The organism is Siminovitchia thermophila, from assembly GCF_016909185.1.
Classification (GTDB): domain Bacteria; phylum Bacillota; class Bacilli; order Bacillales; family Bacillaceae_C; genus Siminovitchia; species Siminovitchia thermophila.
In genome coordinates this window covers 103091-129664 of sequence record NZ_JAFBFH010000010.1, presented here as the reverse complement: position 1 = coordinate 129664, position 26574 = coordinate 103091, and the positions used below count along the sequence as shown (strand labels likewise).

The window sequence follows — 26574 nt, the reverse complement described above, 5'->3', positions numbered from 1 at the left end:
TGACTGTTTGTCAAGGGCGATTGCGGGCGACATTTTCCCTCTGTACTTTGGAAAAGTGGAAATCGTTAATCTTTCATAGAACTTTTTACACTACCTTCAATTCCGGATCAGGGCCCTACGGGGGAGTTCCTGGAGTATATGGACCAGCATCCGATGCGCCCGGCGCACCTCCACTTTATGTTTGAAGCCGACGGCCATGAAACACTTATTACCCAAGTATTCTTCGAAGGGGACAAGTGGTTGGAGACGGATGTAGCAGACGGGGTTCGCACCGAGCTTATCACCAAGCTGGAGGACAAGTGCGATTATAAGGAAGCTTCTTTGGATTTTGTTATGCGCCGGGAATAACCTCCGGCTGCCGGGGGCATAAAAACTGTCCCCTTTTTTCTTTGCCTGAGGTTCTTTATAAGTACAGGAGGAGATTTTTCTTGACAACCTTGCGAATTAAACGAATTACTACGGAATTGCTGGACATCCCCATTAAAAGACCCCACCAGTTTTCGACCGAAAAGGTGGCCGTCAAAAGCTTCGTGCTCATCCGAATGGAACTTAGCAACGGTGTCGTCGGCATCGGGGAAGGAACTACACCGGGAATCTGGTGGAATGGTGAGAGTGTAGAAACGATGAAGCTCGTCATCGACCGGTACGCCGTCCCCCTGCTCCTGGAGGAGAATCCTGTTTATATCGAAAAGCTCATGCAGAAGTTGAACCGGCAGATCCGTGCGAATCCTTTTGCGAAAGCCATTGTGGAAATAGCGCTGTTTGACGCGCTCGGAAAAATGTATGATGTACCTGTCCATCAGCTGCTGGGCGGTTTGCACCTGGAAAAGATCCCTGTCCGCTGGGCCCTTGCTTCCGGAACTCCCGAAGGGGATATCGAAGAAGCAATCGGACACGTGGGTGCCGGACGCTATGCCGACTTCAAAACGAAATCCGGCAAGGAGAGTCCTGATGACGATGCCTTGCGCAATATAAGGATCGCCGAAGGCATCAGAGGCAGGTCCTCCATTGGGATCGACCCGAACGGTTCTTGGGATAAGGTCACTGTGATGAAATGGATGGACGCCTTCTTCGAAGCTGGCATCGACTTCCTTGAGCAGCCGCTTCCACCCGAAGACATCCGGGGTCTTGCCCAACTTGCTGCGATGAAAAAAGTACCCATCATGGCCGACGAAAGCCTGGCCACTGTCCAGGATGCCCTTCGTCTGGCGGAAGAAAAAGCGGCGGATATTTTTTCTCTGAAAATACATAAATCGGGCGGAATGAAGAACACGGTGAGAATTGCAGGAATCGCCCAAGCAGCCGGCATCTCCTGTTTTGGGGGAACGTCACTGGAAAGCTCCATCGGAACCGCCGCCTGTGTGCATGCCTATGCCTCCATCCCGAATCTTGATTACGGCAGTGAGCTGTTCGGTCCTGATTGGCTGGCCGATGATCCGGTGAAAAACCCGCTGACCATCAAGGACGGCTCCATTTTGGTTCCTGATGGGCCGGGACTTGGGGTGGAGCTAGATGAAGAAAAAGTGGAAAAATATCGAAGAGAAGAGAAAGGAGTGCTAACCCGATGAGACATTTGCCTGCCCCCTCCCTTTCTTTTTTATGTGATATGGAGTTGACTGTTGAAGGTGCCCATCTGCCCGGGAAGACCCCGATCGGCAACCGGCGGATCATCCGCGTCACCGGCGGGTCCCTCAAAGGAGACCGGCTGACGGCTGAGGTGATTCCCGGAGGCGACGACTGGATCACTGTCCGGGAAGACGGCACCATCATTCAGGATGTGCGGATTTTGCTGAAAACAGATGACGGTGAGCTGATCATGATGTCCTATAGAGGCATTCGTACCGGAGAGCCTGAGGTTCTGCAGCGACTGGACAACAATGAAGAGGTCGACCCGGACGAGTATTATTTCCGGACCGTCCCCATCTTTGAGACCGCGTCTGCCAAATATGACTGGCTGAACCGCCGGATGTTCGTTTCCATAGGCATCCGGTTGCCCGGGAAAGTGAACTATTCCATCTACATCGTCGATTAATACGTAGAAAGCGGGGATATGAACAATGGGACAGTACGTGAAAACCAAAAAAGGACGCACCTTTTATATCCATGAAACGCCCGGAGAGCGCGGAACGATCATAGGCTCCCACGGGCTCACCGGCAACCACAAACAGCTCCATTATTTTCAGGAGGCTCTTTCGGATTACCGATTCATCAGCTACGACATCCTTGGCCGCGGAAACAGCGACCCAGCTCCGAAAGACAGCTCGATTGACACCCATGCTGCTGACCTGCTGGACCTGATTGACACGCTTAAGATTGAGTATCCCATCCTTTTAGGCTATTCCATGGGCGCATATATTAGCGCGATTGCCGCCAGCCGACTGGAGGGGGCAGAAGCGTTGATCCTTCTGGATGGGGCTGGTAAAGCGGACGAGGCGACCCGAAAGCTTGTCCTCCCCTCCCTGGATCGTTTGAAAAAGACTTTCTCCAGCCCGGATCACTATGGGCAGGAGGCGAAAAAGCTGTATACCACTCTTGGCGTCGACTGGGGACCGCATATGGAAGAAGTGGTCCGTTATGAAATCAAAGAAGACAGCGGCGCCTGGAGGAACAAATCCGATTCGGACACCATTGCACGGGACTTCGAGAGCTTTTATACGTTCCAACCGGAAGACGTGCTGGCGCAGATCGACTGTCCCGTCTTCTTACTGACGGCGACCGGCAGCCTTGGGGACAATGGGCCTCTTTTTAAAAAAGAGGGGTATGCCCAGACAAAAGAGGCGGCCGGAAACATCTGGACGGCCGTGACATCGGCCAACCATTATGAACTAGTGTTCAACCGGCAGCCGGAGATCATCGGGCAGTTGGAATCATTTTTATCTCAAAAGGAAGTGAAGTCATGACTGGGACCAAACAGACGGATGCACAGCAGATCATACGAAATATCGTCAAGTCTGGAGACACCATCATGGTTGGCGGTTTCGGACTGATCGGCAGTCCCCTGACACTGATTGACGAGCTCACACGCCATGACGCGAAAGACCTGACCATCATCAGCAACAATGTGGGCGAAGCCGGACGGGGTCTGGGCCTTTTGCTGCGGCAGGGAAAAATCAAGAAGGCAATCGGTTCCTATTTTACGAGCAACCGGGAAGTCGCCCAGTGGTATAACGAAGGCAAGCTCGAAATCGGATTGCTTCCACAAGGAACTTTTTCTGAGGCCATCCGCGCAGGCGGTGCGGGGATCGGCGGGTTTTACACGAAGACTGCAGTCGGCACGGAGCTGGCAAAAGGCAAGGAAACGAAGGAAATTGACGGAGAGACGTATCTCTTTGAAAAAGCGCTGAAGGCCAACGTGGCCCTGGTTCGGGCAGAAAAAGCGGATACAAAGGGAAACCTAATCTACTATAAGACGGCACGGAATTTCAACCCGATCATGGCTACCGCCGCGGATTACGTCATTGCGGAAGTGGATGAAATCGTTGAAGAAGGAGAGCTGTCTCCTGAAGAGATCGTCACTCCTCATCTGTATGTAGATGCTATTGTTACCAGCCGGCTCATCTTGACGAATGAAGGGGTGGTCGAAGCATGAATAGGAAGGAACTGATTGCCAAGCGGGCTGCGCAAGAACTGACCCCATATTCCATCATCAATCTGGGAATCGGCATTCCTACTTTAGTTCCCAATTATCTGGACCAGAGCAAATATTATCTCCATACGGAAAACGGGCTTCTGGGCGTGACATCTGTTGAAGAGGATGAGGTCGATCCGAATCTGGTCAACGCGGGCAAGCTCCCGGTCGGCGAAGCCGTAGGTGCTTCTTATTTCCATAGTGCGGACTCATTCGCGATGATCAGAGGAGGCCATGTGGATGTCGCTATTCTCGGGGCGTTGCAGGTCGATGGAAGTGGTCATGTGGCCAACTGGGCCATTCCCGGGAAGGATATCATCGGTGTCGGCGGAGCCATGGACTTGTTATCCGGCACCAAAAAGATCATTATCACGATGAGCCATGTTTCTAAGGACGGTTCCCCAAAGCTTGTGGAGCGCTGCACTTTTCCAATTACGGCTGAGCGTGTGGCCGATGTCATTATCACGGATCTCGCCGTCTTCCACTGGAAAGATGGAGCATATGAGTTGACTGAGCTGACGGGGGATGCCACATTGAGAGAAGTGCAGGAAAAGACATTGGCTCCATTCCAGATTTGCGAGGAACTTCTCCAAAAGGAGGGAAGATGATGACAGAAGTCGTTATTGTGGATGGGGTCCGTACTCCGATTGGAAGATACAAGGGCGCACTAAAGAATGTCCGCCCTGACGATCTGGGAGCTATCGTCATCAAAGCACTGATGAACCGTAACCACGGTCTGCCCCCGGAGTTAATCGGGGATGTCATATTCGGCAATGCCAACGGGGCCGGAGAAGACAACCGGAACGTAGCTCGCATGTCGCTGCTTTTGGCAGGGCTACCTGAGACAGTGAGCGGAACGACGATCAACCGTCTGTGCGGATCCGGTCTGGATGCCGTCAGTATGGCCGCCCGCACGATTCTTGCGGGGGAAGCTGATATCATTATCGCTGGTGGAACAGAAAGTATGACAAGGGCGCCGTTTGTGATGAAAAAGCCCGAAGCGGAATTTCCGAGAGGAAATATGGAGATGTTTGATACGACGATTGGCTGGCGGTTCGTTAATCCAAAGATGGAAAAGATGTACGGGACGGACTCTATGCCCCAGACAGCGGAGAACGTGGCACAGAGGTTTGGCATTTCACGGGAAGAGCAGGACGAGTTCGCATATCTCAGCCAACAGAAGGCGAAAGCAGCCATGAAAGCCGGCCGGTTTTCCGATGAAATCGTGCCTATCACTATCACGGACCGTAAAGGCAATGAGGCCGTTGTAGAAACGGACGAACATCCACGTCCAGAGACTACCCTGGAAAAGCTGGGGAATCTTAAGCCTTTATTTGCAAATGGGACGGTTACGGCTGGGAATGCTTCTGGAGTGAATGACGGAGCTGCTGCCCTGTTATTGATGAGTGCGAAGCGGGCAAAAGAACTGGGGTTAACACCTCTTGCCAGATTCGTTGGATCTGCATCCGCCGGAGTGGAGCCTGCTGTAATGGGATTAGGCCCAATCAACTCCACGAACAAGCTGTTGGATCGACTGGGATGGACAATCAATGATATCGATCTGATTGAGTTGAATGAAGCCTTCGCCTCCCAATCGTTGGAATGTATCAAGCAACTTGGCTTGGATAAAGACAAAGTGAACGTAAACGGAGGAGCTATTGCGCTGGGTCATCCCCTTGGAGCCAGCGGGGCAAGAATATTGACGACTCTTCTTTATGAGATGCGGAGACGTAATGCCAGGCGAGGACTGGCAACAATGTGTATTGGCGTCGGTCAAGGAATATCGGTTTCTGTTGAAAACCATTATTAAAACATATATAACTTCCCAAAAAACCTCCCTCTTCGGGAGGTTTTAATAATGTCAGCTATTGCTACTTAAATACATTTAATAAAGCAGCAAACTTCCGTATATAAGAAATACCCAGTAGTACTTACCGGATTGACATTCTGTAATCTGGATAGCCCTCCCAATAAAAAGGAAGAAGGCTGCTTTATGGACCTTCTTAACTCCGATCGCACCCCCTCGTAGACAATTCCCCAATTTTAGCTCCTGCCTTATATGATACGAATCGTACTGAACTTTGCGGAATATTCAAACCTAATGTGATGTGGTTTGAGTTTTTTAAATATTCTACTATTACTATAGAGGTTACTTCTAAGTTGACCTGCATGAATCAGATTACTTTATGAGAACGTGTTCAATAAATCTTATATACCAAAGAATAGGTTTCTTTACTTTTAGGGAAAGAGAGGAATTTGATGATGACAATGAACGATCAAAGGGTCGCGATAGTTACAGGAGCTAATAAAGGTCTAGGGTTAGCTATCGCCGAAAATTTTGTGAAAGAAGGAAAAAAAACGGTTTTCGTAATTAGAAATAAGGAGAATCTCGAACAAACAAAACAGCTGTTTCAGCAGGAAGCAATGCAAAACCAAGTGATGTTCATACAATTGGATGTATCTGAAATGGACGGAATAAAAAAGGCTGTCAACCAAGTGATCAATGAATGGGGCAGAATCGATATTCTCGTAAATAATGCGGGAATTCGTTTTGAAACTCCGATAGAAGAAATCAATGAGGAAGAATGGGATCAAGTTTTGTCTGTAAATTTAAAAAGTACATTCTTTTTTTCACAGGCTGTCATTCCTGTAATGAAAGAGAGGAAGTGGGGACGAATCATCAATATGTCTTCTTTTGGAGGGCAAGCAGGTCCATTAACTTCAGGGGCTCATTACTCCGCTTCTAAGGCAGGACAAATCGCGTTGAGCAAAACCTTTGCCCGCTCGTTGGCGGCTTATGGAATTACGGTTAATGCTGTTGCTCCAGCTTCTGTTCGTACACCGGAGATGGATAAAATGGATCCGGATAAACTGGCTCAAATGGTAGAGACCATTCCACTTAAACGTGTAGGAGAATCGAAAGAGGTGGCAGACTTAGTATCCTATTTGGCCTCTGATTCAGGCGGATTCACAACTGGAGCAACGTTCGATATAAATGGCGGCAGGCTTATGAGATAAGTTTATAGTTTTAAATGTATTTATTAGAGAAAATCGATCGGGCAAAGTTTTATAAGAAGCAGGGAGGAAATGATTATGGCTATTGATATAAAAAGTCAAAACCTACTTAATTGTGTGTTGACTGAAATCCGCGACAGACGGGATGAATTTGAAGTGAAACGGCATGTGCCCCGGGATATGGTGGAACAACTAAAACAACTGGGTGTTTATCGTGCTCATACGCCGCGCTGCTTTGGCGGGGATGCCCTCTCTCCTTCGGAATTCCTCAAGCTGATTGAGTCTATTTCAGAGGCTGACGGTTCCACTGGATGGGTAGCAAGCTTCGGATCCTCGGCGGTCTATTTAGCGGCTCTACCGCGCGAAACACTTTCACAAATTTACGCAGATAGTCCGGACGTGGCCTTTGCCGGCGGCTTGTTTCCAGTTCAGCCCGCGGAGAGAATTGAGGGAGGCTGGCGTGTGAATGGCCTCTGGAAGTTTGCAAGTGGCTGTATGGGAGCCGACCTTCTCGGAGTCGGTATTGGAGCTGGAGAAGGCGGTAAACCGCTTACTGCCGTACTTAAACCTAAGGATGTGGACATTGTCGAAAACTGGGAAGTCATCGGGATGCGTGGAACAGGGAGCCATGACCTACGGGTAAAAGACGTCATCGTTTCTGACGAATGGACCTTTGTCCGGGGTGGTGTACCTTCTATTGAAGAACCGATCTACCAGTACCCATCCATCGCTTATGCAGCACAGGTATTGGCGGTAGTCAATCTTGGTATAGCCCGTGCAGCGCTTGATGAAGTTTCTCAGATGGCTGGTAACCGTGCCGGCATCACCGGGGCACCGAAGATGGCCGAACGCGCCTATCTGCGAATCTCCTTGGCAAAGGCAGAAGCATCCTTAAGGTCGGCACGCTCTTTCTTCTACGAGGCCACTGACTCTGCGTGGGAATCGATTCTAAAGGGCGATGGGGTATCCGATGACCAAACGAGCATCCTTCGTTTGGCTGCCACTCAAGCTGCCCGTGAAGGTGCGCGTGTCGTGCAGTCAGCCTACCTGCTTTCTGGCACTGCAGCGATCTACGATGGGCACCCGCTGCAACGCCATCTTCGCGACGCAATGGTCGTGACTCAGCACGCATTTCTTAATGAAAGCATGTACGATGGGGCAGGATCGGTATTCCTGGGCGTGCCACCGATACGGGGTTACATCTAAGTTTGTCAAGGTTAAACGAACAAACTTACATTTTAACTTTTTAAAAGAAAGTCTAGAATATAAAAGTATATTAAATATGATACTCATCCAAACAGGTTCAATCACGCTGTGTTGAAGGTTAGAGCACGTTCAGAGAGACACTCCAAAACTACATTTTTACCAGGATTAGGCTTCTGCCGAATAGGAAAGAACATACTCTATGAGTACTTGAGCGTTGCTGCATGTGATGGCGTAACAAAACTATTATTAGCAGTATTTGAAAAAGCAAGGGAACTGGGAAGAGCCTGTAAGGTTCAGAGAAGAGATGTACTGGCGGATTCATTAAAATTGCTAGGTAAACGATTATAAAATCTGTAAGACGCTTTGCCTTCTTCATTGAGGAAGTCAGGCGTCTTTCTTTGTTTTTTCATCTAACAAAATTCCTATATGATAGAATAGGTAACGGTTAAGGACCAATATTTATGGAAAGTTATTTTTTGTGAGAATAATAACACCTATTTTTATAAATTTCTAGAACCGATATCAAAGGAATTTGCTTATTTGGCAAGGGAGCTTGAAAACAGCATATATTCCAGTCCGCAGACAATGCTGACATATGCTCGGACATTTGCAGAAGCGATTCTTCAGCAGATTATGCTCATAGAAAAGGTAACTGATACACCTTATATGACCCTTAAAGAACGAATCGATTTGCTCAGTGACAAAGAATTTCTGACCTACTGTTCCACAAAAACCTGATATCATGTTGGAGATTGAGAAAAAGGGCAAGATGTATTCGTATGATTATATCTTTGATGTAAAATACAGGATAGACTTTTCACGGGAAGGCCCAAGACCACTGGAGGAAGATATTAATTAGATGCATCGTTATCGTGATGCCCATGTAGTCAAGCAGGAAGGACCTTACGAGCGTTTCGCTTTTGGCGCTTATGTTCTGTTCCCTTGGCAGGATGAAGATAATTATGAGAAGCATCCATTTTACCAGAGTATCAAAAAGCTGATATTGGTGCTTTGTCCTTTTTACTGGTTCTTTCAAGCTTGTTGAACAGTTGATCGACCGGTTAGTGGAGAGCAACCCAGAGGAACTGCAGGAAGGAAGTGGGAATCCTGCCGTGTATGTGTTCTCACAAGATTTTAGGAGAAATGCCAAACGGTCACATTTACATTAAAAAAATAATTATTATACGATAAAAAATTACCATTGTCAATAATAAATTTGCATTAATTTAGATTATATGATATGATATTCTATAGTTAGAATAGTTTTGAGACAGCATTTGATCATCGTCCTCAACTTCTTCTAGACAGAGTTTGAGTACGATTTTTTAATTTGAAACTTATTTTCGTACCATTCAAGCAGGCTAATTAGAAATAATAGGTGTCAATAAATACCTGAATATTTTATATAAGGAGAGTGGGTTAGTGAATTTAATTAATGAAGAAGTAACTCATAAAGTCTTTGGTGAAGGAAATATCGTGGATCATGATGAATCTGTCATCACCATTGATTTTAATGAGGATATAAAAAAATTTGTTTACCCTGATGCTTTTGGAAAATTTATTACACTAAATGACCGGAATGTTGCAGAAGCTTTGAAGAAAGTCCTTTTGAAAAGGGAAATGGAAGAAGCACTTGAAAGGAAACGTGAAGAAGAGAAAGAACGACAGGCGTCTGAACAGCAGCGTAGGGAAAAACCGAAGAACCCTAGAATTTATGAAAGCTCACAAATTGTTTTCTGGCTGGACGAAGAAGAGAAACAAAGAGTATTTACCGATTGGCAAGTATCTACTGGCAAGATTCAAAGCGGAAAAAATAAAGGTCAGCTAAACAGAGTAGCTCGTTTGCGTCCAAACAGCGCAGGCCTTCTGACTGCAAGAGAGTCGGATCAACCAGAAACAAAAAGACGGATTCTCGGTCTCTACATGGTAAATGAAACGTTTTCTGGCAATCTTAGCGAAGATGGGATGGTCCCGTCCCATGCAGAATTTAGAATCGAGCTCACGGATCAAGAAGCAGAGAAGATGCTTTTCTGGAATTATTATGTCAATAAGAACTATCCTCATCGAACTACATGGAATTCTGGTAAATTTCGTTATTTTGATAATGTTTGGACCGCTCAAATCTTAAAAGATATCATTGCATTAAAAACGGATGAAGAGCAAATCAAAGAAGCTAAAAACTTTCTGGAATACTTCTGTCAAATGAATGCCCTTGACATGGAAAGCATCCCAGAGGCGAACGGAGCTTTAAAGCAATAATAATCAGATGGCATACAGAGGCGGTTCGCATGATCTGAAAACATCTGTCAAATAACTTCCTTTCCCAAGCTTTCCCTCTGTTTAGGAAATGATTAAACTTTTGTGTTGTTTGAACATCTCTATTCCACAACTTGGATTCTGCAAAATAGGGCGCCATCAGTATTCCCGATAAGCGCCCGATTGTTGAAGACGTTATTGAACTAAACCCCCCCGTTAGCTTAGTAGCAAATGATTACAACCTTCTGATTAAGCCTTTTACCTCATGTGAAAATGTATATACACAAAGGGAAAGGAATCCCAACGAAAATGACAAGTCGATTTTTATGAGAATGTTTTTTTTCTAATGATGAATTCAGCTATAAGTAGATTAAGTGTCCAGCATAACCAGACAGCGATCGTATAGGCATTTCCATAGGAAAAATTCATCGCGTTATGGGCAATGGCTACGATTATATAAATAGTCATATTGGCAAAGGAAAGAAAGAAACTTCGAATGATCCATTGACTATGTAAGGTTACTTTTTGTCTCTTGATATACCAATAACCAAGGATAGTTGTTCCGAGCCATAATGTATTTAAAATAAGAAACCCTATTGTGCTTGGCCATCCCCCGGTTGCAAAGAAAGAGACATAGACTCCGGGAATGAAATTTAAAATGATAGACAAGACATACAATCGGCCATTCCAACGGTGGAACTTGATAGATTTTACTCGTATTCTTTTAATAACGCCTAACGGGCCCGTGAGAAGCGAAATAATAGCCAGCGAAATATGAATACGAATCATGAATATCCATAGGGATTGATCTGTTAGAATCAGATCTTTTCTAGAAATAAATTTTTCGAAAGTAGGATCAATCATAAAATTCTTTGAAAATGTATGTAATACCCACATGATTGGGAGGATTAAAACGATTATTCCAATGCTTTTTTTCATCAGGTTTATTCCTCCATTGAATGTTTAGGAAAACAAGCTGCGATTTGTCATCATAAAGATAGAAGCAATGATGAGTAAAAATGTGATCCAGCTGTACCATTTTAACTTTGATACATGTTCTAATAATTTCTTCTCAGGGTTCTCTGCAAAAATGATCCTTTTTATGTTTTTATGCATCATTCCTATCAGGCCACCAATAAGGATTACCAGCAGGATTGCAATCCCTATCCATAAGATAGAAGGATAGGATGAATGCGCAACAACCATCCAAACCCCTGAAATCATTAAAGAAACTAATGCATAATGACTTGCTCGAGTAAAGCTCAAAGTTGTTTTAAGTGCTGTCTTTAATTCATTACTCGTGCGAGAAAAAAAGCTATTCATGACTAAAGGGAGAGCTAGCAAGCTTCCCAAAAATAAAGCACTAACTACATGAAAAAATACAATAATTGAATACACCGTTCCCACTCCATTTTAAGAAATACGATGTCCAGTTAATTTAGATGAGGGAAGCATTCCAGCTTTTGCTTCACCATACATCTTGTTTCCAACTATAGTAACGATAAATTTTAAAGTTAGACGCATGGGCTTAGTCACTTTCATGGACCACTTTAATTGATTCCCTTCAAGTACAGGTTTGTCCAAAGTGACAATTTCTTCTCCTTGCTTTGCAGTTCCTACTATTTGTCCATTTTTAGAAGTTAAATCTAATAAAACGGAAAGGTTTCCTATAGGAGTGGAAATGGTAGTATCCCATTTCCCTTGAAAATTAACATTCTGATTAGCTTGGTAAGAGGAATGATCCCTTGTCGCTTCAATTGGATTTTCTTGTTGGCTTTCTTTAGGTGCATTTCCTTCAGCTTTCCAAACCGTACCCCTCCGTTCATACTCAAATAATTGTTCCACAGCAAGTGCTATCCGAGGACCTAATTCTCGTTCAACTAAGTAAAGGGCAACATCGAGCCCTGAAGTAACGCCACCACCAGTAACAAGATCGCCATCATCTACGATACGGGCATTAACTGGAATAGCGTTGGTAGCACTCAAAAGACCCATTCCCATATGATGCGTTACTGCATGGCGGCCTTCTAATAAGCCCTCCATTGCTAAAATGAGAGAACCGCCACAAACTGTGGAAAGTAAGATATCAGCTTTCTTCATTGCTTCTCTTAGTAGATTGCTTAATTCAGATTCAGCGGCTTTTTTTAATTTTACTGGAATGGAATCTGGCCCATTATCATGAATGGTACCAGATGCTCCCGGAACAAGAATGATCCCTTTACGGGATAAATCAAATGTACCAGTTGCTTGGAGTTTTAACCGATTAATTCCACTTGTTACCATTCCCGCACCTTCAGCGGACACAAGCTCTACTGTTATCTCCTCATTGGAGAGCATGGCAGCAGAGGAAAATACTTCATAAGGTGCAATGGCATCTAATAAATCAAATCCATCAAATAAAACAATTTGAACATGCATACATATTACCTCCATTTTAAGATCAGGCGAAACCATCCGGTCTAATGAATTGAGATTCTGTGACGCTTGAGGTTTTTCTTATTTTGTAAGAAGATCTTTCAACCTTTGATATTCCGCCTCGTCAAGTTCTCCCTTGGCTAACCGGCTTTGAAGAATCGAGGTGATGTTTCGGTCTCCTTGTTTGGAAGCACGATAACGGTATCGAATTTCAAATACTCGAACCGCAGCAAAACAGAAAAGGACAAGGCAAAACAATGCACCGAATGGAAAGAATGCGAAACTGTCATTTCCGAAACCCATTTGAAAATCCTCCTTTCAAGTAGTTAAAGAGTGGGCGAAACATTGCACTCAGTTTATAGTGGATATTCGCCGATCGTTCACAATGAAATAATAACCTTTAAGTATCACAAACGATGGTGCAAAAAAGTCACAAAACAATCACAATCCATTATCAAACCTATAACTTTCCTTGTTCCTTATGGAAAAAATGATAGACTAAATATGAAATTTGATTGATAGGTTATTATCCCGGGAGAGTCATGGAAGGAAAGGTGGGATTTGCATGAAGGAATTACAGACGATTCTAGTCGTGGACGATGACAAAAGCATTGCGGAACTATTGAGGGACTTCTTAGAGAATGACGGTTTTCATGTGGAAACTTCATATGATGCTATTCAGGCACTGGCAGTGCTGAAACAAGGTACAATTCATTGCATCATACTTGACATCATGATGCCAGGAATGAATGGTTTCGAGTTATGTCGACAGATTCGTTCGGAAAGCAACGTACCTATCCTTTTCTTGAGTGCTCGCAGCGATGATGTAGATAAGATTCGCGGTCTGGCACTTGGAGGAGATGATTATATAGTTAAAACCGCATCACCGGGTGAGATTGTTGCCAGAGTGAAGGCTGTATTACGACGCTCCAGTTCTCACCAAGAATTGAAGAGGAGGGTCTTGGAATATGGACGTCTTACGCTGGATTTGTCCACAAGAGAAGTATTTGTAGGAGGGCGACCCATCTCACTCACACCGAAAGAGTATGATTTACTACTATTGTTTGCCGAACATCCAAAATATGTTTTTTCATATGACCAATTACTTGAAAAATTTTGGAGTGGAATTGGCGACAAACATACCATTCGCGTCCATCTAAGCCGACTTCGTGAGAAAATTGAAGCCGATCCGAATGATCCACAATTCATAGTCAATGTATGGGGCATCGGCTATCGTTTCAAAGGTGAATAAAATGAAAACAATTCGCATTCGTAAGTTTACAATACTCAGCTTATTGCTCATCCTCACTCTGCCATGGTTATTCTATGTAGCCGCGCATTTTATGGAAACGAAAACTGTCAGGTTAGGAATGGATGATTCTCAAAAAGAGAATTTGGAAGCAACAATTCACTTGATCGAGACAAACACCGATAAGTGGACAGACCCCGCTTGGCAAGAACAATTGAGCAGACAATTAGAGAAAATGAATATGGATGTATCGATTCTATCCGACTCTAATCAGGAGATTTTCCGAACGAATTCCGAACGGGAGCCCTCCTTTATGCGGGCAGAACATTTTTCGATCATTCAGGATGGTCAAGTACTTGGACGGGTTGCTATGTATCAAGCAAATTCAAAAGTAACACAAATGATTGCGGCATTCGTTGGTCTAATATCGGCTTTTTTTATTGTCGGATATGCCATTCGGAAATATATTCTCATACCTCTGGAGAAAACGAGCCAATGTGCTCGGCAGATTGCAGAAGGCGATTTGGATGTCCAGTTACCTTCATCTAGGATCACAGAAATCGCTGAGGTTCATGACGGATTTAAAGTGATGGTAGATGGTCTAAATGAATCTTTTCAAAAACAAGTGGAATTAGAAGATGAACGGCGGTTTGTGATTTCTGCTGTTGCCCATGATTTACGGACACCGTTATTCGCCTTACGGGGTTATTTGGACGGCCTGGAGAAAGGCATTGCCGATTCGCCGGATAAAATGACAAAATATTTGGCGGTTTGTAAAGAAAAGTCGGCACAATTGGACCGACTTGTAGAGGAGCTTTTTACATTTACAAAGACAGAATATTTAGATGTGAAACTGAAAGAAAACACGATTGATCTTCCACTTGTGCTACAGAAGTCGATTGACAGCCTGAAACCTTTAGCTCGGAAAAAGCACATCTCGATTATCGTGAATCATTTTGGGGAGGATTGCGCAATCATGGGCGATTCGCACTTGCTGGAGAGAGCCATGAACAATTTATTGGATAATGCGGTCAGACATACACCATGCTACGGTAAAGTTTTTATCCAATGCTTTAAGGATGGTAACAAAGTGATCTTTACTGTTCGGGATACAGGGGAGGGTTTCTCCTCGAAGGACCTCCAACGAGTATTTGAACCACTATATCGTGGGGAAGCATCGAGAAATCGTTCAACCGGAGGCGTGGGATTAGGATTGACTATTTCACAAAAAATCATTAGGCGACATGGAGGTGACCTAATGGTAGATAACCATTCTGACGGTGGTGCACTCCTGAGAGGTTGGATCCCCTCCCATGGCTAAAAATCCTCTGTTTAAATGCTTGAAAGCCTATAGAGAACCTTGTTAATTGACTTCTTCTGACTATGGGTTCTTACGTAAGAAAAATTTCAGCCTTATCATATGACAATAGCTCCTGCGTTCTAGAACACTAATCATCTACATGAATATCCTGATATGGGAGGTGTTTCATATGAGAGACTCGATCAAGCGAATAGCTCAACAGTTTATCGTTTCCCACTTTCCTGAATCAGATATAGTCTTGATAGGTGGAAGTGCTGTTTATGGAAATTTAACAACAGAATCTGATATCGACTTAATTATTATGGATGAAACAGAAACACCAAGAATTGAATGTTATCACTTTCTTGGATGGAAAATAGAAGCATTTATTTTTACGGCTTTTTCTCTAGAGGTTGAATTTCAAACAGCTAGATATATAGGAATGCCCACCATCATTAAAATGTGTGCCGAAGGTCTACTTATAGAAGATAAACAAGGGAAGGGAAAGGAACTCCAAAAAGAGGCAAAAATACTTTATGAACAGGGTCCACAACTTTGGGATGAGGAGCAAATAAATAAAGCCAGGTATCAAATGACAGATTTTTTGTCAGACTTTAGAAGTTCAGAAGACTTCGAAGAAAGTTTATTTATTTTAAATAAGTTAATAAATACGTTAACTGAACTGATTCTAAGGGCAAATGGCCATTGGGTTGGTGAAGGCAAGTGGGTTGCCAGGAGCCTTAAATCATATGATAAAGACATGTGCGATAAACTAGCTAAATATACAAAAACATACATGAGTACAAATGATAAAACTGAACTAATTTCATTCATTCAATCTACACTTGATCATTATGGTGGAGAATTGTTTGTTGGTTATAAAAGATGCTTTTTGTAAGGGTTTCGAGGGGCGAGTGAATGAAGAAATCAATTGAGGAGGACAGAGTAATCCTATTCATTATTCGACAAGATTTAGCAAACTCCTGGTCGTGGCACCAAAAATGAAAGAAACTTTTCTAAAAGTAAACGATCCCTTGTGCTTCTATTAACTTTACCTTTTGACGATTCCCCTAACTTTGTGGCATAACCTATAATATCTTTCCATAAAGAGGGAATTTTTTTATGCCATTATTCATAGATAGTTTCGGTGGTCCACGTTTCCGTTTCCGTCGACGTCCCATTTTGAGAGCACGTTTTGTTTTCGCCGTGTCCCATTTATCTATTACTGGTTGCTACTTTTTTTGATAATAAATGTGAGAAGTTTGGATAGTCTACACTTAATTAGACAAATATTATAAGGTCATAAAAATACAACTTAAATCGGCTTAAATTGTTTCACACTGACCGTGGAAGTGAGTTTAAAAACAGCCTGATTGATCAAGCATTAGACATGTTTGGTATCAAACGGTCATTGAGTGAAAAAGGAACTCCGTACGACAATGCGGTCGCTGAGGCGACATTTAAGATCATCAAAACAGAGTTTGTTAGTGGAAGAGTTTTTCCTAGCCAACAATCACTTGAATTTGAACTTTTTGATTTTGTACATTGGTTCAACAATTTTCGTATACAGGATCGTTAAACTATCTTACACCAAATGAATACAAGTTAATGCACCTTTCATTTTTTGTACAGTTTAGTGTTGACATTCCATCTTACGGCACCTTGCATGCGGGATAAATTGTCCTAGTGTATAATAGGCAAGCTTTTAGCGTAGTCAAAATATGTAGACTCCTGCGGGAATAGCTCGAGCTGAAGATCCCGCAGGAAAGCGAGCTTTGCTTTCCGAGGAAGCTGAAGCCGTGCCCGCGGAAAGCGAAATATTTTGACGTAGCGATGATAGGGATTTTTTAACACAAATAAACCGAACAATTATAAATGAATGGTTCAGTTTTTTCTATTTCTTATTTGCTTGTGTCTAAGCCTTTTTTATTCCACAAAAGGACCATTTTGTACATAGTGTATAGAGGAATGAACGACGGAAAGACATATCTAAATGTATTGTTTGAAACTTTGTTTTATTTATAAACGTATATAATTGGAGGTGAATTTTATGGAGAAGGAGGTGAAGTTTATGGAGAAGAAAATAGGTATTTCTCTGTCTTTTTTGCTACTTGGTTTCGTTGTCAGTTATATCATAACATCAGCATTCGCTCATTATGGGATGAATACATCATCTTTAATAACTGGATTGCTTGTTGTCGGTGTTAGTGTTTTTCTAATTTCATTGTTTGAAAAGATTTTTCCCGGGAAATCAGAAGCCGCAAATTAATCACATCATCTATTTAACCTAAGGGAGTAGTTATACGAAGGACTATTCCCTTAGGTTGGTTGCGCTGTTTGACCACAGTCTTCCGCAATGGGGCGCAATTGTAGCGCGCTACTATTAGGAAATGGTCTCATACTTAGCTAAAATAAAAACCTCTATTTTGATCCATCCTTTTTCAAAATGGAGGTTTTTTTATTTGCCGTTAAATAAGGATTGAATAGGATCTTTTAATCAAATTTTATTCCAATTGTTGGGTTTCATCTTACTTAGTAAAAAGCATAGACGTATTTTTCATCGTTCCAATTCTTTTCTTTAAAATGATTACAGTCGTCATCATTACAATTTAAAGGATAGATTCATACATGTTCATAAAGGCAGGGAAGGGGCTATGCGATGACCTCATTTCATCAGGGAGCATTGAACAGATATTAATAGACATTTGCAAATTTTTTCCATAGCCAATCATCGCTATTTCTGCCATACGATCTCCAACAAAAACTGCCACTTGGCAGTTCACAAGCTTTTCCACTGAATCTTGTGGAACGGATACTGTTTAAGGACAGAGATCACGAAAAAAACAGGCCCCTGATCATCGGTTGATGAGGTAAGCTCGGTAGCGATATCCAATCCACTCAATGACAGCGATGGTGTCATCCTTCCCTATTATGTAACATACGGTCCCCCAAATGGCTTATCTTGCTCTCAAATATTTTTTTATTTTATTCAGCCAACTTCTCCCTTTTGTAAATCGCAATGATTACGATTTACAACACCTCATCACATTATTTACATTTCAAACCATTTTTTTTAGGAACCTTTTCTCCTCCAGGTCATATGGAAGAAGGAACAGGTGTAGCCTGCGGCACTGTATACCTATTTGTCATGACGTTAAATAAAACGGATTTTATTCAATCTAAAAAGGAAGATATGAACAAATGGAATGAGGGTCTGCGCTGATCTGTTTTAGCGGGAAAATATTGAAACTTCATTTCGTTAAGGTTAAAAGTCCGCCTCTCTGTATGAAGTGGGAGGGAGCAAGCCATTTTTACAACAGATGATAATTAAAGTAATTTGATAATAATTATCATTTTTGAAAAAGCTAAATGTCTGTTATAAATAGTAATGATAATCTTTATCAGTAATAATAGTTCTCAATTAGAATAATAAATTCTCAATTACACTTGACTGGAGGGGAGGAATTTAGTAATATATTTATATAATAATTATTATAAATAGCTTGGGCGAGTTTTAGATAAAAAGGGAGGGCGAGCAAATGAATTTATCAACACAATATGTAAAAGATCATTCAATCGTAAAAAGTAATAAAGTTTGGGGGAAAATGAAAACACATATTGAACTGATTGCGGCTATTTTTAGTGGCGTGTTGATCTTTCTCGGCTGGCTAATTGATATAAATGGTTATCAAACAACTTCCATTGCTTTTTTTATCCTCGCGTTTGTGATTGGCGGGTATTTTAAAGCAAAGGAAGGCATTGAAAGCACGATTCAGAACAAAGAGCTTAATGTAGAGATGTTGATGATCATGGCGGCGATCGGGTCTGCTATTATCGGATTTTGGATGGAGGGCGCCATATTGATCTTTATTTTTGCCATGAGCGGCGCCTTGGAAACTTATACGATGAATAAAAGCCATAAAGAAATATCGGCGTTAATGGAAATTCAACCTGAAGAGGCATGGCGGATCACTCCATCCGGTACGAAAAGGGTGCATGTTTCCGAGCTTGTGGTTGGCGACATGATACTTATTAAACCGGGGGAAAGGGTTCCATCCGACGGGGAAATTATGAAAGGCAGCACAACAATGGATGAGTCGGCCATCACTGGTGAATCCATGCCCGCTTCCAAAGGATTGGGCGATGAAGTGTTTGCGGGGACAATGAATGTGAATGGATCGATTACAGTACGGATTACAAAGCCGAATGAGGAATCACTATTTCAAAAGATTATCGAGCTTGTTCAGTCTGCCAAAAGTGAAAAATCGCCATCACAGCTTTTTATTGAGCGATTTGAAGGAAGGTATGTAAAGTTCGTTTTGGCCGCCGTTGTCCTTATGATGTTTCTGCCCCATTACCTTGTGGGCTGGAGCTGGACAGAGACTTTTTACAGGGCCATGATTTTGCTCGTTGTCGCTTCGCCATGTGCGCTTGTCGCCTCTATTATGCCTGCCACATTATCGGCTATTTCAAATGGCGCAAGGAAAGGCATTTTATTTAAAGGAGGCGTCCATCTTGAACAATTAAGCCATATTAAGGCGGTTGCTTTTGACAAAACGGGCACATTAACGAAAGGAAAGCCCGAAGTGGCCAATTTCGTTGTTCGGGAAGGTTTGGACAAAGAACCTGTTCTGCTTGCAGTGGCATCAATTGAAAGGCATGCCAATCATCCTCTCGCCAACGCCATCTTACAGTATGCCGAGAAGCATTTATCCGAATCGTTCATGGAACCTGAATCATTGGAAAATGTGGCCGGTTTTGGAATCAAAGCGTCCATCGACAATGCGGCTTGGAAGATTGGCAAGAAAAGTTTTGTTGATACGACTAGGGCTGATCAGTTCTTATTGGACGAAGCAGAAAAATTGGCAGACGAGGGAAAAACGATTGTTTTTGTTCAGAAGGAAGATGAGTTGGCGGCAATCATTGCTTTAAAAGATATGGTGAGAAAAGAATCGATGGATGCGATTGATCGGTTGAAAAGAATGGGGCTGTATACGGTGATGCTTACAGGGGACCATGTTAAAACAGCTCAAGTTATTTCCAAAGAGAGTCATGTCGACGACTATATAGCAGATTGCCTGCCGGAACAAAAGGCTACTTATTTGAAGGAATTAAAGAAAAAGTACGGGACTGTTGCGATGGTCGGGGATGGAATTAATGATGCGCCTGCACTTGCGACAGCCAACGTGGGGATTTCCGTCGGAGACGGGACTGATGTGGCCTTGGAAACAGCAGATATGGTTCTCATGAAAAATGATCTGTTGCGCATCCCGGAAGCGATACGCCTTTCGAAACGAATGAATCGGATCATCAAGCAAAATATATTCTTTTCCATCGGGGTTATTGTTGTGCTGATTTTATCGAACTTTACACAGTTGGTCGATTTGCCGTTGGGTGTCATTGGACATGAAGGAAGCACGATTCTCGTTATATTAAACAGCTTGCGGCTTTTGAAATAATGTGTGGTGTGTAACGTTTGAAAGATGTAAAACATAAGAAAGGAAAGGCCTGCTTTCAAGGTTGCCGGCCTTTCCTGTTTTTTGAGCGAACGTATTGGCGAAAAGTCTATTTGCCATAGCGAACGGGTGAGAGTTCGCCTGCACACTCGCCAAGTTTTGAATTTTTACTACTCTTTTTCTGTTTTTGCGGCATCATGACATTTTACATTTTTCGGTGTTTTAATCGGATCGATGATTTTATCGTCATGTACCCGGACTTGGTATGTTGTTCCATTGTATACATATTTAAATATCCCGTTATTAAAGTCTGTCCCTATATCCTTAAAAAAGATGCCATCGTAACAGACGTCTTTTTGATAGGCGAAACTGACACGGTAGCCATCTCCGTCTTCAAGTAAATAGCAGCGAACCCCGGGTTCGAAGGCCATATTTTCTTCGGTATGGACCGTTCTGTCGATGGATACGATATGAATATCTACAAAAGAGATGGCTCTTAAAAGGACGTTGACGAACGAACCACGTGTGATTTCTTCCCACCTGTTTTGCGCGGTTTGGCCGATCACAATTTGAGTAATATTGTGACGGTGGGCAACTTCGGCAATCACTTTGGCGGTTGGTCGCTTTTCATTATCTCTGAGAATAAAATTCTCTGCCCCCAATTCATCAGCCAGTTCTTTCCATCTGTCGACGTAGGCGGACTTTTCCGCATCGAATTCATCAAATGGGAGTGGGTCCACTGTTAATATATAAAAAGGGCAATCCAGCATATTGGCAATTTTAGAACCGCGTTTAATTAACCGCTCTCCATTTGGGCCGTAATACACACAGACGAGAATACTCTCATCCATCCGTCCCTTTATTTTTTTCATGACACATTTCACCTCGAAAGTAGATGATACATTTCATTTGTAACTGGCCAATACTCACGATATAAAACTCCTCTATTATAAATGATCGTTCGGGTAAATTCAATATTCACCCAAATATGTGAGTGGCCATTTTCAAAGAAACCGTCTGGACGATAGAGAAAACAGCATCTTCTGTGCGGAAATACCCGGTTTCGTGTATAATAGTGAAGGAAAATTCATCAAATACCCGACGGTGATTTATGCCTGTCCTCTTCATCGCAACGGGTCCAAAATAAAATCTCCTGCTTAACCAGCATAGGCTCAACACCTCTCTAACTGATATATATAATAAAGAGATCCTATGGTTTCCCATTATCTCGCGAGCCAACCAAAGAGTCAAGTACCGATGAAGGGCTTCCCAGATTTGTTTTTCGCTGCTTTGAATATCTTATGCCTGTTCGTATTTTTGTTTACCAGACGGGAGATAATCATTATTTAATGAGCTGCCACTGAAATTTTATGTTGAATGGGAGGCATGATTTTGTTCACTGCAAATACGATCATTCTTATTCCTTTTTTGGCTGCCATGATCCTTCCCTTTTTATACAAAAGAATATCCTTTCAGATCGGCTGGATCGTTCTTTTTGTACCGGCAGTTTTGTTTATTGTTCTTGGAAGTTACATTCCTTCCATAGCAGGCGGAAGCACTTATTACCACACGTTTTATTGGATTCCTTCACTTTCCATTGATTTTACTACATACCTCGATGGACTTGGCTTGATATTTGGGCTGTTAATTACAGGTATAGGCGGTCTTGTAATCCTCTATTCTATTTACTACTTATCCTCAGAGGAATCTTTACTGCATTTTTATATGTATGTACTGATGTTTATGGGGAGTATGCTTGGAGTTGTCTTTACCGACAACTTGCTTGTATTTTATGTGTTTTGGGAACTGACGAGCATTTCTTCTTTTCTGCTGATTGCTTTTTGGTTCCATAGAAAGAGATCGCGATATGGGGCGCAAAAGGCGATGCTGATCACAGTAAGCGGCGGATTGGCCATGTTGGTGAGCTTTATCATGATGTACATGATGGCTGGCACAATGAGTATTCGGGAACTGATCAAAACAATTGATGTGAATCATGAATTGTTTATACCGGCTCTGATATTGTTGCTGATTGGAGCGTTCACAAAATCGGCCCAGTTTCCTTTTCATATCTGGCTTCCGGATGCCATGGAGGCTCCGACGCCTGTCAGCGCCTATTTGCATTCTGCGACCATGGTCAAAGCGGGGATCTATTTAGTGGCCCGCTTTACTCCCGTATTTGGTGTGGAGGAGATTTGGACCTTGCTGATTACCGGGGTTGGACTGGCAACTTTGTTGTGGGGATCGATTACGGCTGTCCGCCAAACAGATTTGAAGGCATTGCTCGCGTATTCCACTGTGAGTCAATTGGGTTTGATTATGAGTTTGTTCGGGATTGGGGCCGCAGCCTTGCGCATGGGTTCGAGTACCGAAACGGCCATATATGCCCAAGCCATTTTTGCCGCTTTGTTTCATCTGATCAATCATTCCACTTTTAAGGGAGCGCTTTTTATGGTGGTGGGCATTATTGACCATGAAGTGGGAACGCGGGATATTCGCAAGCTTGGAGGGCTCATGTCCATTATGCCGATTTCTTTTACCGTTGCTTTGATTGGCGCCTTTTCTATGGCCGGACTGCCGCCTTTTAACGGCTTTCTGAGTAAAGAGATGTTCTTTACAGCTGTTTTGGATGCAAGAAACCTCCAGCTTTTTTCATTATCTGAATGGAGCGGGCTGGTTCCCGTGATTGCCTGGATCGCAAGTATTTTTACTTTTATTTACAGTATGATTATTGTGTTTCAAACATTTTTTGGTCGTTCTCGTTTGGAGAATGAAGAATTTCCTGTTCGCGAAGCTCCGTTTGGCATGTTAGTCTCTCCCCTTATTTTGTCCATTTGCATTTTGGGGATATTCTTTTTTCCGAATATTGTTGGAGATTACTTGCTGCGGCCGGCTTTGGCGGAAATTTATCCAACAATTCCAGAAATATCGGGCCTCATGAAACCTATTACGATTTGGCACGGTTTTAATGCCGAATTATTCATGACATTTGGTGTCGTTGTGTTGGGAATTGTGCTTTATAAGTATCTGTCAAGATGGAAAGGCCTATTGTATCTGCTTCCGTCAGCCTTGTCTTTCGATGCGCTTTACAACAAAACGCTGGAATGGGCGGAAAGTGCTTCTATACGCGTCACCGGTTCTTATATGACGGGAAAACTCTGGCATTATGTAACGTATATTTATCTCTTTTTTATCGTGATGATCGGCGGAGCCTTATTGATGACAGGAGCATTTTCTTTTGACACATCCGGTAATGCGGAAATCCGTTCATATGAATGGCTGATCGTTTTTGTTATGATGGCAGCTGGTTTAGCCCTTCCTTTAGCCAAATACAGGGTGACGGCTGTTCTGCTGAATGGTGTTCTCGGATACGGCATAGCCCTTTTATTTGTTATTTTCCGCGCGCCGGATTTGGCTCTGACGCAAATCGCTGTTGAGACTGTTACAACGGCATTATTCTTGGTTTGCTTCTATTTCTTGCCGGCATGGGAAAAAGAAAAGAGACCGGCTGGAACAAAGCTGTTCAATGTGATTATTTCCATTTCCGTCGGCGCCATCTTTATTATGGTGGCTTTGTCCGTTCAGAGTGAAAGATTGTTTCAAACGATTTCCGGCTATTATGAAAAAGCCTATGAACTAGCCGGGGGCAAAAATATCGTGAACGCGATTATCGGCGATTTTCGGGCATTTGATACAATGCTTGAAGTAGTGGTCCTTTTCATTGCCGGGATTGGCGTTTACTCTTTGACGAAGCTAAAGGCCGGCAGAGGGGGAGAGAATATTGGAGATCAATAATGTCATCCTCAAGACCGTTACTAAAATTGTCGTATTCATTATTTTAACTTTTGCTGTCTATTTGTTTTTTTCGGGACACCACACGCCAGGGGGAGGATTCATTGGCGGCCTTGTACTCGCTTCAGCATTTATTTTGCTGTTGCTGGCACACGATATAGAAACAATACAAAAAGGTATTCCCTTTGATTTTAAGCTTGTAGCTGCATTGGGAGTATTGATCGCCGTCTCTGAAGGCGCTGGTTCTTTATTATTTGGCAAACCTTTTTTGAGTCAGGCGTTTGCTTATATCGGCATTCCTTACTATGGCAAAATCGGGCTGGCGACCATTACGCTTTTTGAAGCAGGTGTCGCATTGACGGTGGTCGGTGTCGTTGTAACGATTATTTTGAGCATAAGTGAGGGTGTTTAACTATATGGAAACGTTAACGATTATTTTGGCGGGAGTCCTCGTTTCAGTGGCCACATATTTCATTCTTTCCAAGAATCTGTTGCGGGTGATTTTGGGATCGGCGGTCCTGTCGCATGCCGTTCATCTGCTTTTGATGGCCATGGGGGGATTGAAAAAAGGCAGTGTTCCGTTGCTGGGAGAAAAGGCGGAAGTCTATGCCGATGCACTTCCCCAAGCGCTTATTTTAACGGCTATTGTGATCAGTTTTGCCGTAACGGCGGTATTCCTTGTTCTGGCTTATCGTACTTATCAAAGCGCCAGATTAGATCATTCCGATTCATTAAGAGGTTCTGAACATGAATAATATTCTCGTATTACCGATGGTTCTTCCGATTTTAACGGGTATATTACTTGTGTTTTTTCGCAAGTTTATCCGAACCCAGCGCTGGATCAGTTTCGGGACGATGCTTCTTACAGCGGGGATTAGCCTGTACATTTTACACCTTATACAGACCAATGGGATATTGTCTCTACATTTTGGAGGATGGAAGCCGCCATTTGGAATTGTCTTTGTGGCTGATTCCTTTTCGATGCTTCTTGTCTTGACGACAAGCATTGTTACCACCATTTGTCTTTTGTTTTCCTTTTATTCCATAGGAGAATCATTTGAAAAAATGTTTTTTTATCCATTTGTCCACTTTATGGTGGCGGGTGTCAACGGTTCTTTTTTAACGGGGGATTTATTTAATCTATTTGTTTGTTTTGAAGTAATGCTTTTGGCATCTTATATCCTTATTTCCCTGGGGGGATCCAATAGACAACTGAGGGAGTCGGTCAAGTATGTAGCGATTAACGTATTGTCCTCTTGGCTTTTCCTTGTGGCAATCGCTTATTTATATGGAACGCTTGGGACGTTGAACTTGGCCCAGTTGTCCCAGCGGATTGCAGAAGCCGGACAGACTCCGATTTTAACGGTAATTGGTATTTTGTTTTTGATTGTTTTTTCCTTAAAATCGGCGCTGTTGCTTTATTTCTGGCTTCCCGGTTCTTACAGTGCGCCGCCGACTGCTGTTGCGGCTTTATTCGGCGCTTTATTGACAAAAGTGGGCATTTATTCCATGTTTCGCGTGTTTTCTCTGCTCTTTTATCATGAACCGCATATTACCCATACGATCATTGGAATCATGGCCGCAATGACGTTGGTCGGAGGAAGTATTGGTGCGATTGCGTATAAAGACATTCGTTATATTATTTCCTACAATGTTATTATCGGTGCGGGTTTTATTTTAGTCGGACTGGCGGTAGCTACACCGGCAGCCGTGGAAGGTTCCATTTTTTACCTTGTTCACGATATGATTACGAAGGCAATGCTGTTTTTGTTGGCGGGAACGATGATCACCTTGACTGGAACAAGTAAGATGAATGAAATGAGCGGGCTCATTCGTAATTATCCTGTGTTGGGATGGTTGTTTTTTATCGTTATGCTTTCATTGGCCGGCATCCCGCCGCTTAGTGGTTTTATCGGGAAAGTATTGATCAGTCAAGGTGCAATCGAAGGGGAATCTTATATTCTGCTTGCTTTATCCTTGTTATCGAGTATATTTGTTCTTTATTCTTTGCTTCGTATCTTTCTGCAGTCGTTTTGGGGAGAAACGATTATTGGTGAAGAAGAGGAGAAGCCGCTCAAAAAAGGCTGGATATATCCAAGTATACTGTTTGCTGCCGCCACGATCGGTTTTGGCTTTGGGGCAGAGTGGTTGGTCCCCTATGTACAAGATGCGGCATCCATACTTATGAATCCCGAAAAATATATTGAAGCTGTATTATATCAAAATCAATAAGAATGAACCCAAAAGGAGGTGGAAT

Annotated in this window: 25 protein-coding genes and 2 pseudogenes; 22 read left to right on the top strand and 5 right to left on the bottom strand. The window is 42.9% G+C overall.

Annotated elements, in window-relative coordinates; translation table 11 throughout:
- The first annotated feature begins 75 nt into the window (after positions 1–75).
- The 12 genes and pseudogenes from JOC94_RS09105 (at position 76) to JOC94_RS09050 (ending at position 10108) form a co-directional block, all read left to right on the top strand.
- The gene (locus JOC94_RS09105; RefSeq protein WP_328799786.1) at positions 76–348 is read left to right on the top strand and encodes a dioxygenase family protein; all 273 of its coding nucleotides are present in this window, start codon (positions 76–78) and stop codon (positions 346–348) included.
- 80 nt (positions 349–428) lie between these two features.
- Positions 429–1568 carry a muconate/chloromuconate family cycloisomerase gene (locus JOC94_RS09100; RefSeq protein ID WP_205179159.1) on the top strand — a complete coding sequence of 380 codons (1140 nt, stop codon included), beginning with the start codon at positions 429–431 and terminating at the stop codon, positions 1566–1568.
- Positions 1565–2032, top strand: a complete 468-nt coding sequence (locus JOC94_RS09095; RefSeq protein ID WP_205179157.1) for a DUF3237 domain-containing protein — start codon at positions 1565–1567, stop codon at positions 2030–2032. Before JOC94_RS09100 ends, JOC94_RS09095 begins: the two co-directional genes overlap by 4 nt.
- A gap of 25 nt (positions 2033–2057) precedes the next feature.
- Complete coding sequence (locus JOC94_RS09090) at positions 2058–2900, top strand: alpha/beta fold hydrolase (RefSeq protein ID WP_205179155.1); 843 nt, start codon at positions 2058–2060, stop codon at positions 2898–2900.
- Positions 2897–3589 carry a CoA transferase subunit A gene (locus tag JOC94_RS09085; protein ID WP_205179153.1) on the top strand — a complete coding sequence of 231 codons (693 nt, stop codon included), beginning with the start codon at positions 2897–2899 and terminating at the stop codon, positions 3587–3589. The genes JOC94_RS09090 and JOC94_RS09085 overlap by 4 nt, the downstream gene beginning before the upstream one ends.
- A complete protein-coding gene (locus tag JOC94_RS09080; protein ID WP_205179151.1) occupies positions 3586–4236 on the top strand; it encodes a 3-oxoacid CoA-transferase subunit B in 651 nt (216 codons plus the stop codon). Before JOC94_RS09085 ends, JOC94_RS09080 begins: the two co-directional genes overlap by 4 nt.
- A complete protein-coding gene (gene pcaF / locus JOC94_RS09075; RefSeq protein WP_328799784.1) occupies positions 4233–5438 on the top strand; it encodes a 3-oxoadipyl-CoA thiolase in 1206 nt (401 codons plus the stop codon). Before JOC94_RS09080 ends, pcaF begins: the two co-directional genes overlap by 4 nt.
- Before the next feature lie 449 nt (positions 5439–5887).
- On the top strand, positions 5888–6646 hold the full coding sequence (locus JOC94_RS09070) for an SDR family NAD(P)-dependent oxidoreductase (RefSeq protein WP_236017034.1): 759 nt from the start codon (positions 5888–5890) through the stop codon (positions 6644–6646).
- Positions 6647–6721: 75 nt separating this feature from the next.
- Complete coding sequence (locus JOC94_RS09065) at positions 6722–7849, top strand: acyl-CoA dehydrogenase family protein (RefSeq protein WP_205179149.1); 1128 nt, start codon at positions 6722–6724, stop codon at positions 7847–7849.
- Positions 7850–8389: 540 nt separating this feature from the next.
- Entirely contained in the window at positions 8390–8587 is a 198-nt protein-coding gene (locus JOC94_RS09060; RefSeq protein WP_205179140.1) for a hypothetical protein, read from the top strand.
- A pseudogene (locus tag JOC94_RS09055) lies at positions 8565–8937 on the top strand (nuclease domain-containing protein); the annotation flags it as partial. The gene JOC94_RS09060 and the pseudogene JOC94_RS09055, both read left to right, overlap by 23 nt.
- 334 nt (positions 8938–9271) lie before the next feature.
- Positions 9272–10108: a malate synthase gene (locus tag JOC94_RS09050; RefSeq protein ID WP_077111293.1), complete on the top strand. Its 837-nt coding sequence runs from the start codon at positions 9272–9274 to the stop codon at positions 10106–10108.
- 321 nt (positions 10109–10429) lie between these two features.
- Here JOC94_RS09050 and JOC94_RS09045 read toward each other — a convergent pair whose 3' ends face one another.
- From JOC94_RS09045 to JOC94_RS09030, 4 genes are all read right to left on the bottom strand, one after another.
- A complete protein-coding gene (locus tag JOC94_RS09045) occupies positions 10430–11044 on the bottom strand; it encodes a DUF2306 domain-containing protein (RefSeq protein WP_077111294.1) in 615 nt (204 codons plus the stop codon).
- Between the two features lie 24 nt (positions 11045–11068).
- The gene (locus JOC94_RS09040; protein ID WP_205179138.1) at positions 11069–11503 is read right to left on the bottom strand and encodes a hypothetical protein; all 435 of its coding nucleotides are present in this window, start codon (positions 11501–11503) and stop codon (positions 11069–11071) included.
- 15 nt (positions 11504–11518) lie between these two features.
- Complete coding sequence (locus JOC94_RS09035) at positions 11519–12523, bottom strand: DJ-1/PfpI family protein (protein ID WP_205179136.1); 1005 nt, start codon at positions 12521–12523, stop codon at positions 11519–11521.
- Between the two features lie 78 nt (positions 12524–12601).
- Complete coding sequence (locus tag JOC94_RS09030; RefSeq protein ID WP_077111298.1) at positions 12602–12823, bottom strand: SHOCT domain-containing protein; 222 nt, start codon at positions 12821–12823, stop codon at positions 12602–12604.
- A 262-nt stretch (positions 12824–13085) separates the two neighbouring features.
- On the opposite strand from JOC94_RS09030, the gene JOC94_RS09025 reads away from it, so the two are divergent.
- The 6 genes and pseudogenes from JOC94_RS09025 (at position 13086) to JOC94_RS09000 (ending at position 20528) form a co-directional block, all read left to right on the top strand.
- Positions 13086–13772, top strand: coding sequence for a response regulator transcription factor (locus tag JOC94_RS09025; RefSeq protein ID WP_077111300.1), 687 nt, complete (start codon positions 13086–13088; stop codon positions 13770–13772).
- A 1-nt stretch (position 13773) separates the two neighbouring features.
- Positions 13774–15090 carry a sensor histidine kinase gene (locus JOC94_RS09020; RefSeq protein ID WP_077111301.1) on the top strand — a complete coding sequence of 439 codons (1317 nt, stop codon included), beginning with the start codon at positions 13774–13776 and terminating at the stop codon, positions 15088–15090.
- Positions 15091–15259: 169 nt separating this feature from the next.
- Complete coding sequence (locus JOC94_RS09015; protein WP_077111303.1) at positions 15260–15967, top strand: nucleotidyltransferase domain-containing protein; 708 nt, start codon at positions 15260–15262, stop codon at positions 15965–15967.
- A 408-nt stretch (positions 15968–16375) separates the two neighbouring features.
- Positions 16376–16746: pseudogene (locus JOC94_RS09010) on the top strand (IS3 family transposase); the annotation flags it as partial.
- A gap of 394 nt (positions 16747–17140) precedes the next feature.
- Positions 17141–17338, top strand: coding sequence for a hypothetical protein (locus JOC94_RS09005; RefSeq protein ID WP_139345711.1), 198 nt, complete (start codon positions 17141–17143; stop codon positions 17336–17338).
- Positions 17339–18608: 1270 nt separating this feature from the next.
- Positions 18609–20528 carry a heavy metal translocating P-type ATPase gene (locus JOC94_RS09000; RefSeq protein ID WP_077113619.1) on the top strand — a complete coding sequence of 640 codons (1920 nt, stop codon included), beginning with the start codon at positions 18609–18611 and terminating at the stop codon, positions 20526–20528.
- A gap of 167 nt (positions 20529–20695) precedes the next feature.
- On the opposite strand, the gene JOC94_RS08995 is transcribed toward JOC94_RS09000, so the two are convergent.
- Entirely contained in the window at positions 20696–21397 is a 702-nt protein-coding gene (locus tag JOC94_RS08995) for an adenine nucleotide alpha hydrolase family protein (RefSeq protein WP_077113618.1), read from the bottom strand.
- 520 nt (positions 21398–21917) lie between these two features.
- On the opposite strand from JOC94_RS08995, the gene JOC94_RS08990 reads away from it, so the two are divergent.
- From JOC94_RS08990 to JOC94_RS08975, 4 genes are read left to right on the top strand one after another with little or no spacing between them, the layout of a single operon-like run.
- Positions 21918–24320: a Na+/H+ antiporter subunit A gene (locus JOC94_RS08990; RefSeq protein ID WP_268920966.1), complete on the top strand. Its 2403-nt coding sequence runs from the start codon at positions 21918–21920 to the stop codon at positions 24318–24320.
- Positions 24307–24729, top strand: coding sequence for a Na(+)/H(+) antiporter subunit B (locus JOC94_RS08985; RefSeq protein WP_077113616.1), 423 nt, complete (start codon positions 24307–24309; stop codon positions 24727–24729). Before JOC94_RS08990 ends, JOC94_RS08985 begins: the two co-directional genes overlap by 14 nt.
- Positions 24730–24733: 4 nt before the next feature.
- On the top strand, positions 24734–25072 hold the full coding sequence (locus JOC94_RS08980; RefSeq protein ID WP_077113615.1) for a Na(+)/H(+) antiporter subunit C: 339 nt from the start codon (positions 24734–24736) through the stop codon (positions 25070–25072).
- A complete protein-coding gene (locus JOC94_RS08975; protein ID WP_077113614.1) occupies positions 25065–26549 on the top strand; it encodes a Na+/H+ antiporter subunit D in 1485 nt (494 codons plus the stop codon). Before JOC94_RS08980 ends, JOC94_RS08975 begins: the two co-directional genes overlap by 8 nt.
- Positions 26550–26574: the final 25 nt, after the last annotated feature.